The organism is Streptomyces sp. NPDC035033, from assembly GCF_040636735.1.
GTDB lineage: Bacteria > Actinomycetota > Actinomycetes > Streptomycetales > Streptomycetaceae > Streptomyces.
The window spans coordinates 1-9,828 of the sequence record NZ_JBEZUZ010000111.1; the positions used below are offsets into that span (position 1 = coordinate 1).

Consider the following 9,828-nt stretch of genomic DNA (forward strand, 5'->3'; position numbering starts at 1 on the left):
GGCGAGGAGCGCGGCGGCGGCGCAGGCGGCCCACGGCGCCCGCGCGGCCCCCTCGGCGGCGACCAGGGCGGTGACCGCGTGCTTCGCGGGCGACCCGGTGGTCACCAGGGCGAGCAGCGAGCCCAGGAGCAGGACGGCGAGGGACCAGCCCGGCGCCTTGAGGAACGGCCGGGAGGCGAGCGCGCCGACGGCCGCGCCGGTGAGGGCGCAGGCGGTGGCGGCCAGGACCCCGGCGAGGAGGGCGGCCGGGCCGCTCGTCCCGGTGGTGTCGCCGGTGGCCGTCACCGCGCCGGCCGCCGCCGCGCCCGCCAGGACGGACCAGCCGGTGCCGGTGAGGAGCGCGGCCAGGTGCGCGCGGGACCGGCCGCCGGCCGCGGCGACCACGGCCCGCGCGGCGGCCGGCTCCCGCGTCAGGCAGATCCGCACCGCCCAGGCCGACACCGGCAGCAGCCCGGCCGCCGCGATCCCGAGCGAGCCGTGCACGGGGTCGCCGGGCCGGACGCCGACGGCGACGAGGGCCGCGTACAGGAGCAGCGGGGCGAGCCAGCGCTGCGACCGGAAGAAGAGGGCCGAGTGGTACCGGAGGAGCGCCGTCACCGTGCCTCCCCGGCGGTGTCGGGGGCGGGGACGGGGGCGGCGGCGAGGTCGGTGGTGACCCGGTGGATGTGCCAGGAGGCGTCGAGCAGCGCCCGCAGCAGGGCGTCCGAGTCCGCGCCCCCGACCCGGAAGACCGTGCCCGCGCCGTCCGCGAGCGGCGCCCCGGTCGCCCCGCCGGGCAGGGCGGCGGGCAGCGCCGAGGTCCCGGAGGCGACGATCCGGACCGGGGCGGGGGCCGCCGGACGCGTCTCCGCCCGGACCCGGCCGGACTCCACGCGCAGGACCGTGCCGGCCTCGCCGGCCAGCCGGCGCGGGTCGTGGTCGACGAAGAGGACCGCGGCGCCCGCCGCGACCCGTTCGCGCACCGCCCGGTCGAGCTCGGCGCGGGCGCCGGTGTCGAGGCCCGTCCACGCCTCGTCGAGGACGAGGAGGCCGGGCGCGGCGAGCAGCGCCTGGGCGACGGCCACCTTCTGGGCGGTGCCCTTGGAGAGGCGGGCGAGGGCGGTCCCGGCGTACGCGCCCGCCCCGAACCGCTCCAGCCACTCCCCCGCCCGGGCGCGGGCCGCGCCGGTGCGCAGGCCCTGGAGGCGGCCGAGGTGGACCAGGTGGTCGAGGGCGGTGAACGGCAGGGCCGGCGGGAAGCGTTCGGGGACGTACGCGGTCCGGGCCGGGCGGCCGGTGATCCGGCCCTCGGCGGGCGCGTCGACCCCGGCGACGAGGCGCAGCAGCGTCGACTTCCCGGTGCCGTTGGGGCCGGTGACCCGGACCAGCCGGCCGGCGGGCAGTTCCAGGTCGACGCCCCGCAGCACCCACGGGCCGCGCGGCCCGTACCGGCGCCCGACCCCGGCGAGCCGCACCGGCTCCGCCCCCTCCACCGACATCCTCATGCCGGTGATCCTCGCCCGGCCGGCGCCCCGGCCACAAGGACCGGCCGCGCGCTCCGGTGCCGGCCGGGCCGGTGGCAGACTTGCCGGGTGAGCAGCGACGACACCGATCCCCGCGACGAGAAGCCCCAGTACGTCCTCCCCCTGGTGGTGCGCATCGAACGGGACGCGCCCCCGGCCCGTACCGACGCCCTGGAGACCGCGGCCCGCGCGGTGCTCCGGCTCCTGACCGACGAGCGCGCGGTCGGCGAGGGGGAATGGGCGCGGGCGGTCGCCGACTGGGAGGACGCCCGCATCCGCAAGGTGGTCCGGCGGGCGCGCGGCGCCGAGTGGCGGCGCGCCGCGGCCCTGCCCGGCCTCACCGTGACCGGCGAGGCGGCCGAGGTGCGCGTCTTCCCGCCGGTCCCGCTGGACGGCTGGCCCAAGGAGCTGGCCAAGCTCCAGGTCTCGGGCACCGACCTCGACGACCCGGCCGAGCCCGGCCCCGTCCCCGAGGGGGCGGCCGTGCTCTGGATGAACCCCGGCCTCGCCATGTCAGCCGGCAAGGCGATGGCCCAGGCCGGGCACGGCGCGCAGCTGCTGTGGTGGGCCATGGACGGGGCCGCCCGCACGGCCTGGCGGGAGGCCGGTTTCCCGCTCGCCGTCCGCACCGCGCCGGAGGCCGACTGGCCGGCGCTCGCCACGAGCGGCCTCCCGGTCGTCCGCGACGCCGGCTTCACCGAGATCGCCCCCGGCAGCGCCACGGTGGTCGCGGCGTTCCCGGGGGTGCCCGCGGTCCCGGGCGCCGGGAACCTCAAATGAAGCTCTGAACCTCCTCCCCTCCGGGTTCGACCGGCGCCGCCGGGGTCATCACGTGGATGACTGAGGACCGAAGGAGGGGGACATGACGGAACTCGGCATCGGCATCGGCTGGCGTCCCGAGATCGCGGACGCGGTCGAGGAGCTGCCCGGGGTCGACTGGGTGGAGGTCGTCGCGGAGAACGTGTGCGCCGACCACCTGCCCGAGTCGCTGGCCCGGCTGCGGGCCCGGGGCGTCACGGTCGTGCCGCACGGGGTGTCGCTGGGGCTCGGCGGCGCGGACCGGCCGGACCCGGAGCGGCTGGCCGCGCTGGCGGCGAAGGCGGAGGCGCTGGGGGCGCCGCTCGTCACCGAGCACATCGCGTTCGTCCGGGCCGGCGGGCCGCTGACGGCGACCCCGCGCCTGGAGGCCGGGCACCTGCTGCCGGTCCCGCGCACCCGGGACGCCCTCGACGTGCTCTGCGAGAACGTGCGGATCGCGCAGGAGTCGCTGCCGGTGCCGCTGGCCCTGGAGAACATCGCCGCGCTGTTCTCCTGGCCGGACGAGGAGCTGTCGGAGGGGCGGTTCCTGGCGGAGCTGGTGGAGCGCACGGGGGTACGGCTCCTGATCGACGTCGCCAACCTGCACACCAACCACCGCAACCGGGGCGAGGACCCGGCGCGGGCCCTCGCCGAACTGCCGCTGGAGGCCCTCGCGTACGTCCACGTGGCGGGCGGGGTCGAGCGGGACGGGGTCTGGCACGACACCCACGCGCACCCGGTGCCGGAGCCGGTCCTCGGCATCCTGGCCGACCTGGCCGGCCGGGTCGCCCCGCCGGGGGTGCTCCTGGAGCGGGACGACCTCTTCCCGGCCGCGTCCGAGCTCGCCGCCGAACTCACCGCGATCCGCGCGACGGTGACGGCGGCGCGGCGGCACGCGGCGGACCGGCGGCCCGGCGCCGCCGACGGCGGGCGGCTCGCCGCGCGGCACGGCGTCGGCGCCGCCGCCCTGCGCGCGGGCCACGCCCTCGCGGGCGGCGAGCCCCTCCTCATCGGCGCGGGCGCCCGCGTCTCCGGCGGCCCGATGCCGGCCGCCCGCCCGGGCGCCGCGCCTCCGGAGCCGGCGGCCGTACCGGCGGCCGGAGGGACGGCCGCGGAAGGGGCGGCGGCCGAAGCGGCGGTGGCCGTTCTGGAGCGGGCCGGCGGGGGCGGCCCCGGGGGTCCGGTCGCCGACGCGCGGCGGCAGCGGGTCGGGCTGGCCCAGGCCGCCCTGCTGTCGGCGCTGGTCGCCGGGACCCCCGCGCCCGAGGGGTTCGACGTGCGGCGGCTCGGGGTGCAGGGCCGGGCGCTCGCCGCCAAGCGGGCCTCCGTGGTGGCGCGGATCGCGCCCGAGCTGCCGGAGATCCTCGGCGCGGACTTCCGGCCCGCGTTCCTGGCGTACGCGCGGACCCGGCCCATGCCGGGAAGCTACCGGCGGGACGCGCTCGACTTCGTCGAGGGACTGCTGCTGGCCAGGCGGCCCGAACAGCGGGAGCTGACCCGCTGGTGGCGGGAGCGGGCCGAGGACCGGCCGCCGGGCCCGGGGCTCGTGGCGCGGGCGGCCCGGCGCGTGTTCGGGGGGCGACGATGACCGGCACGGACCTGCTGCTCCTGGCGCTCCACCTGGCCGCCGCCGCCGTGTTCGTCCGGCTGTTCGTGCTGGCCCGCCGCGTGCGGCGCGGCCGTGGCGGACCGCTCCGGGACGTCTACGAGGCCGCGTTCCTCTCCGGCGGTCCGGGCCGGGTCGCCGACACGGTGCTCTCCTCGATGCACCTGGACGGCCGGATCCACATCGGCGGCCCCGGGGTCGTCGCGGTCGTCCACCCGATCGCCCACGACCCGGTGGAGCGGGCGGTGCTCGACGTCCACGCGTCCGCCCCGAGCGGCTCCCTGCGGACGCTGCGCCTCGGGGTGATGACGCATCCGACGGTGCAGCGGATCGGCGACGCGCTCGCCGACCGGGGGCTGGTGAACCTGCCGGGTCCGCGGCGCGCCCTGCGGCGCTGGTGCGTCGGGCTGGCCGTGGGGGCCGTCCTGCTGTTCCCGCTCGGGATCGCGGTCACCGTCGCCGAGTTCGCGGCGGACGGGCCGGGCGTGCCGTTCGTCGCGAAGATCCTGCCGCTCTTCTTCGTCTGCTTCGTCACGGCGCTGGTCTGCGGCACCGGCTACACCCGCCAGACCAGCGCGGCGGGGCTCGCCTCGCTCGCCGCCTTCCGGGGCGCCTACGGGTACGGGGGGCCGAACAACGTCGCCCTCGGCGGCATCCCGGCGCTGCACGACCGGGAGCTGTGGGAGCGGCTGCGGGCCGCGGCCCGGCCCGACCGCCCGGCCCGCGGGAGCCGTTCGGGATCGCGGTACTCCTCCGACACGACCGCCGCCACGGCCGTGGTGGTGTGGTGCGCGGGCGCGGCGACGGGCGGCGACGGCTGGGGCCCGGACTCCGGGCCGAGCGGGCCGTCCTGCTCGTCCTCGTCGTCGTGCGGCTCGTCCTCGTCGTCCTGCGGCTCGTCCTCGTCGTCCTCGTGCGGGGGCGGCGGGGGATCGTCCTGCGGCGGGGGCGGCGGAGGCGGCGGCTTCTGAGCCGGCGCCGCGAGAAGTCCCAGGGGGAGAGAAGGGACGCCGGTGCGGCGCGCTCGCGCGCGCCGCACCCGGTGCCGGACCCGGTGTCGCTGGAGCGGCGGGCCATGGCGCGGCCGCCGTCTGATCTTCCGGGTCGAGGGGCGAACGCCCCGGCGGGGTGCCGGGGCGCCACCAGGTCGTGGGGCCGTCAGGCCAGGCCCGCCACCAGGTCCGCGACGCTCTTGCGGCGGCCGGTGTAGAAGGGGACCTCCTCGCGGACGTGCATGCGGGCCTCGGAGGCGCGCAGGTGCCGCATCAGGTCGACGATGCGGTACAGCTCGTCGGCCTCGAAGGCGAGGATCCACTCGTAGTCGCCGAGCGAGAAGGAGGCGACGGTGTTGGCGCGGACGTCCGGGAAGCCGCGGGCCATCTTGCCGTGGTCGGCGAGCATCCGGCGGCGGTCCTCGTCCGGCAGCAGGTACCAGTCGTAGGAGCGGACGAAGGGGTAGACCGAGACGTAGTCGCGGGGGGTCTCGTCGGCGAGGAAGGCCGGGATGTGCGACTTGTTGAACTCGGCGGGGCGGTGCAGCGCCATGTTCGACCAGACCGGCTCCAGAGCGCGGCCGAGCCGGGTGCGGCGGAAGAGGTTGTACGCCTCCTGGAGCTGGTCGCTCGTCTCGGCGTGCCACCAGATCATGACGTCGGCGTCGGCGCGCAGACCGGAGAGGTCGTACGTGCCCCGGACGGTGACGTCCTCGGCCGCCAGCTTGTCGAACAGCTCCTGGACCTCGTCGGCGTAGCCGGCTCGGTCGGCGGGCAGGACGTCGCGCAGCTTGAACACGGACCACAGGGTGTAGCGGATGACCTCGTTGAGGTCCTTCGCCTTCTTACCGGCGTTCGGGATCTTTTCGGGCGCACTCATACGCCTATTCTCGCCCGTCACGAGGAGTGCCCCGCACCGGGGTGGGCCGTTTCCGACGTGGCGATGATCTCGTCGGCGAGCGCGTCGGCCGCCCGGTGGGCGGAGGCGACGCAGGCGGGGACGCCGACGCCGTCGTAGGCGGCGCCCGCGAGGCGCAGTCCGGGCAGGCCGGCGACGGCCTCGCGGATCCCGGCGACCCGGGCGAGGTGGCCGACGGGGTACTGCGGGAGGCCGCCGGTCCAGCGGGTGACGGTGGTGGCGACGGGCCGGGCGGCGAGGCCGGTGGCGGCGGCGAGGTCCTTGAGGGAGGCGGCGACGAGGTCGGCGTCCTCGCGGCGGAGCTGGTGCTCCTCGCCGTGGCGGCCGACGGAGGTGCGCAGCACGAAGAGGTCGGGGGCGGCCTCGCCGACCCACCGCCACTTCTGCGAGGAGAAGGTGGACGCCTTGATGGTGTGGCCGTCGACGGGCGGGACGAGGAAGCCGGAGCCGGGCAGGTCCGGCAGGTCGGCGCGGCGGAAGGCGAGGGTGACCAGGGCCATGGAGGCGTAGTCGATCCCGTCGAGGAGCGCGGCGGCGGCCGGGGCGTGGGCGCCGAGGAGTCCGGCGGTGACCGGGGCCGGGGTCGCGAGGAGGACGGCGTCGGCGTCGAGGGTCCGGTCCGGGGTCACGACCCGCCAGCCGGCGGGGCCGGTGCGGAGCAGGGCGGTGGCCGGGGTGCCGGTGAGGATCGTGCCGCCGGCGGCGCGGACGGCGTCGGCGACGGCGCCGGGCAGGGTGCCGACGCCGCCGGCGAGGCCGGCGAAGGCCGCTCCGCCGAGGCCGGTGGCGGCGCCCGCGACGTCGGCGGGGACGGCGGCGCCCGCGGCCTGGACGGCGCGGACGGCGGCGGTGAGGGTGGGGTGGCGGCGGGCGGCCTCGAAGAGGGCGGGGACGGCGGCCCGCATCGAGATGCGGTAGGCGTCACCGGCGTAGACCCCGCCGAGGAGGGGTTCGACGAGCCGGTCGACGACCTCGTGGCCCATGCGCTCGGCGACGTACGCGCCGATGGCGGTGTCCTCGCCGAGCTCGGTGGGCGGCAGCTCCAGGTCCCCGCCGATCCGGTCCAGGGCCTCCGGGGAGAGCAGTCCCGCGACGGCGCCGGCGTCCCCGGGGACGCCCATGACGTGGCCCTTGGGCATCGGGACGAGCCGGCCCCGGGACCAGACGGCGGCGGTGGTGGTGGCGGGGGGCTGGAGCCGGTCGCCGAGGCCGACGGCCTCGGCGAGGGCGACGGCCTCGGGGCGGCGGGCGAGCAGGGACTCGGCGCCGAGGTCCACGGGGGCGCCGGCGATCTCCCCGGCGAGCAGCTTGCCGCCGAGCCGGCCGTCGCCCTCCAGGAGGGTGACGCGCGCGCCGGCGGCGAGCAGGCGGAGGGCGGCGGCGAGGCCGGTGATGCCACCGCCGACGACGACGGCGTGGGGGCCGTCCTGGGGTCCCGTGGTGTCCGCGTTCATGGGACCACTCTCTCAAATCGCCTCCGCGCTCCCGTTCCGAGGCCGGACCGTGACCGCATCGCTACCGCGGAGCACGAACCCCGGGCGGGCCCCCTCCGTCCAAGGGGCGTCATTTCTGCGACCCCAGGGGGGGCACGGTGCGTGTTTCGGACAGGACGGGCGGGCGGCGGAGGAGAGCGGGGGCGGCCCTGCTGCTCGCCGCCTCGCTGGCGCTGACGGCGGGCTGCGGCGGGTCGGGCGACTCGGACGCGGCGGGCGGGAAGGCCGCCGCGGCCGACGGGGGCGCGCGGCGGGACGCGACCGCCGGCGGCGCGAGCGGCGCGAAGGGGGAGGCCGCGGAGCCGGCGGCGACGAAGGCGCCGGCCGGCCAGCACGTGATCCGCACGGCCTCCCTCTCGGTGGAGGTCGACCACGTGGCGGAGACCGCCGACCGGGTGCGGGCGGTGGTGGCGGGCGCGGGCGGCCGGGTGGAGTCGGAGACGACCGAGCGCGTCGACGACCGGTACGGCCACGCGGTCATGGTGCTGCGGGTCCCGCAGGACCGCTACGACCGGGTCCTCTCCGACCTGGCCGGCACCGGGAAGCTGCTGTCCCGCACGGCGGAGGCGGAGGACGTCACCGACCAGGTGGTCGACGTGGAGAGCCGGATCGCCACCCAGCGGGCGAGCGTGGCGCGGGTGCGGGCCCTGATGGACCGGGCGGAGCGGCTGACCGACGTGGTGACCCTGGAGGGGGAGCTGAGCCGGCGGCAGGCGGACCTGGAGGCGCTGCTGGCCCGGCAGGCGTCCCTGAAGGAGCGGACCTCGCTGGCGACGATCACGCTGAACCTGAGCGAGAAGGAGCGGGTGACCGCCGGGGACGAGCTGACCGACGACGGCCGCCCGGCCGTCGGCGAGGCCCTCGGAGGCGGCTGGGACGCCCTGGTCGCGGTGGTCGCCTGGACCCTGGTGGTGCTCGCGGCGCTCGCCCCCTGGCTGGCGGTCGCGCTGCCGGCGTACGCGGTGTGGCGGTGGGTGCTCCGCCCGCGGCGCCGGGCCCGCGCCGCCGCCGCGCCCCGGCCGGCGCCCGCCCCCGCCGCCGTGCCGGGGCGGGGGACGCGGACGAACGCGGCCGGTCTTCCGCTGCCCGGCGGAGAGCCGGACGAGGAGGCCCCGGCCCCGTAGCGTGGGCGCATGAGCGAACGACTGGTGATCATCGGGGGCGACGCGGCGGGCATGTCCGCCGCGTCGCAGGCGCGCCGCCTCAAGGGGCCGGAGGAACTGGAGATCACGGCCTTCGAGCGGGGCCGGTTCTCCTCGTACTCGGCCTGCGGCATCCCGTACTGGGTGGGCGGGGACGTGTCGGGCCGCGAGGAGCTGATCGCCCGCTCCCCCGAGGAGCACCGGGCGCGCGGGATCGACCTGCGGACGCGGACCGAGGTGACGGAGATCGACCTCGCCGGCCGACGGGTTCTGGCCAGGGACCTGGAGGCCGGCACGGAGGCGTGGACGGGCTTCGACAAGCTGGTGATCGCGACCGGGGCGCGCCCGGCCCGGCCGCCGCTGCCGGGGATCGGCGCGGAGGGCGTGCACGGGGTGCAGACCCTGGAGGACGGGCAGGCGCTGCTCGACTCGCTGGAGGGGACGCGGGGGCGGCGGGCGGTGGTCGTCGGCGCCGGGTACATCGGCGTGGAGATGGCCGAGGCGCTGCTGAACCGGGGGTACGAGGTGACGGTCCTCAACCGGAGCGAGCAGCCGATGTCCACCCTCGACCCGGACATGGGCCGGCTGGTGCACGCGGCGATGGACGGCCTGGGGATCCGGACGGTCGGCTCGGCGGCGGTGACGGAGATCCTGACCGGTGACGACGGCCGGGTCCGGGCGGTGGCGACGGAGTCGGACGAGTACCCGGCGGACGTGGTGGTGCTCGGTACGGGCGTGGTGCCGGAGACGTCGCTGGCGGAGGCGGCGGGGCTGCCGCTGGGCGCGCACGGCGGGCTGCTGACCGACCCGGCGATGCGGGTGCGGGGGCAGGAGGACGTGTGGGCGGGCGGGGACTGCGTGGAGGTCCTGGACCTGGTGTCGGGCCGGGACCGGCACGTGCCGCTGGGCACCCACGCCAACAAGCAGGGCCAGGTGATCGGCGCGAACGTGGGCGGCGACTACGCGACCTTCCCCGGGGTGGTGGGGACGGCGGTGTCGAAGGTCTGCGACCTGGAGATCGCCCGGACCGGGCTGCGGGAGAAGGACGCCCGGGAGGTGGGGCTGCGGTTCGTGACGGTGACGGTGGAGTCGACGAGCCGGGCGGGCTACTACCCGGGGGCGGCGCCGATGACGGTGAAGATGCTGGCCGAGAAGCGGACCGGGCGGCTGCTCGGGACGCAGATCGTGGGCCGGGAGGGCGCGGCGAAGCGGGTGGACGTCGCGGCGGTGGCGCTGACGGCCCGGATGACGGTGGAGCAGATGACGGCGCTGGACCTGGGGTACGCGCCGCCGTTCTCGCCGGTGTGGGACCCGGTGCTGATCGCGGCCCGCAAGGCGGTGGCGGCGGTGCGGGCGGCGGGCTGAGGGCCCGCCGC

Annotated in this window: 9 protein-coding genes; 5 read left to right on the plus strand and 4 right to left on the minus strand. The window is 78.0% G+C overall.

The window, feature by feature from the left end; genetic code table 11:
• Both AB0E83_RS30960 and AB0E83_RS30965 read right to left on the minus strand, forming a co-directional pair.
• Nucleotides 1-597 (minus strand): ABC transporter (locus AB0E83_RS30960; protein WP_362119252.1); only part of this gene is annotated, 597 nt, incomplete at its 3' end.
• The gene (locus AB0E83_RS30965) at nucleotides 594-1,454 is read right to left on the minus strand and encodes an ATP-binding cassette domain-containing protein (protein WP_362119294.1); all 861 of its coding nucleotides are present in this window, start codon (nucleotides 1,452-1,454) and stop codon (nucleotides 594-596) included. The genes AB0E83_RS30965 and AB0E83_RS30960, both read right to left, overlap by 4 nt.
• A 117-nt stretch (nucleotides 1,455-1,571) precedes the next feature.
• Here AB0E83_RS30965 and AB0E83_RS30970 point away from each other — a divergent pair, with 117 nt between their 5' ends.
• The 3 genes from AB0E83_RS30970 to AB0E83_RS30980 all read left to right on the plus strand — a co-directional run bounded on the left by AB0E83_RS30970 (nucleotide 1,572) and on the right by AB0E83_RS30980 (nucleotide 4,877).
• Nucleotides 1,572-2,282 carry a peptidyl-tRNA hydrolase gene (locus AB0E83_RS30970; protein WP_362119255.1) on the plus strand — a complete coding sequence of 237 codons (711 nt, stop codon included), beginning with the start codon at nucleotides 1,572-1,574 and terminating at the stop codon, nucleotides 2,280-2,282.
• A gap of 82 nt (nucleotides 2,283-2,364) precedes the next feature.
• Nucleotides 2,365-3,888, plus strand: a complete 1,524-nt coding sequence (locus AB0E83_RS30975) for a DUF692 domain-containing protein (protein WP_362119258.1) — start codon at nucleotides 2,365-2,367, stop codon at nucleotides 3,886-3,888.
• Nucleotides 3,885-4,877, plus strand: a complete 993-nt coding sequence (locus AB0E83_RS30980) for a TIGR04222 domain-containing membrane protein (RefSeq protein ID WP_362119261.1) — start codon at nucleotides 3,885-3,887, stop codon at nucleotides 4,875-4,877. The genes AB0E83_RS30975 and AB0E83_RS30980 overlap by 4 nt, the downstream gene beginning before the upstream one ends.
• Nucleotides 4,878-5,064: 187 nt before the next feature.
• On the opposite strand, the gene hemQ is transcribed toward AB0E83_RS30980, so the two are convergent.
• Nucleotides 5,065-5,778 (minus strand): hydrogen peroxide-dependent heme synthase, encoded by a 714-nt coding sequence (gene hemQ, locus AB0E83_RS30985; RefSeq protein WP_362119264.1) that lies wholly within the window; start codon nucleotides 5,776-5,778, stop codon nucleotides 5,065-5,067.
• A 17-nt stretch (nucleotides 5,779-5,795) separates the two neighbouring features.
• The gene (gene hemG / locus AB0E83_RS30990) at nucleotides 5,796-7,271 is read right to left on the minus strand and encodes a protoporphyrinogen oxidase (RefSeq protein WP_362119267.1); all 1,476 of its coding nucleotides are present in this window, start codon (nucleotides 7,269-7,271) and stop codon (nucleotides 5,796-5,798) included.
• Nucleotides 7,272-7,408: 137 nt separating this feature from the next.
• Between hemG and AB0E83_RS30995 the strand changes: the two genes are divergently transcribed.
• Together AB0E83_RS30995 and AB0E83_RS31000 are read left to right on the plus strand one after the other, a co-directional pair.
• The gene (locus AB0E83_RS30995; RefSeq protein WP_362119270.1) at nucleotides 7,409-8,434 is read left to right on the plus strand and encodes a DUF4349 domain-containing protein; all 1,026 of its coding nucleotides are present in this window, start codon (nucleotides 7,409-7,411) and stop codon (nucleotides 8,432-8,434) included.
• A 9-nt stretch (nucleotides 8,435-8,443) separates the two neighbouring features.
• On the plus strand, nucleotides 8,444-9,817 hold the full coding sequence (locus AB0E83_RS31000) for an FAD-dependent oxidoreductase (protein WP_362119273.1): 1,374 nt from the start codon (nucleotides 8,444-8,446) through the stop codon (nucleotides 9,815-9,817).
• Nucleotides 9,818-9,828 lie beyond the last annotated feature (11 nt).

Bases quoted from the DNA above. Each gene is read 5' to 3' on its own strand.
- AB0E83_RS30975 (WP_362119258.1), top strand. From the start codon at position 2,365: ATGACGGAACTCGGCATCGGCATCGGCTGGCGTCCCGAGATCGCGGAC.
- AB0E83_RS30980 (WP_362119261.1), top strand. From the start codon at position 3,885: ATGACCGGCACGGACCTGCTGCTCCTGGCGCTCCACCTGGCCGCCGCC.
- hemQ (WP_362119264.1), bottom strand. From the start codon at position 5,778: ATGAGTGCGCCCGAAAAGATCCCGAACGCCGGTAAGAAGGCGAAGGAC.
- hemG (WP_362119267.1), bottom strand. From the start codon at position 7,271: ATGAACGCGGACACCACGGGACCCCAGGACGGCCCCCACGCCGTCGTC.
- AB0E83_RS31000 (WP_362119273.1), top strand. From the start codon at position 8,444: ATGAGCGAACGACTGGTGATCATCGGGGGCGACGCGGCGGGCATGTCC.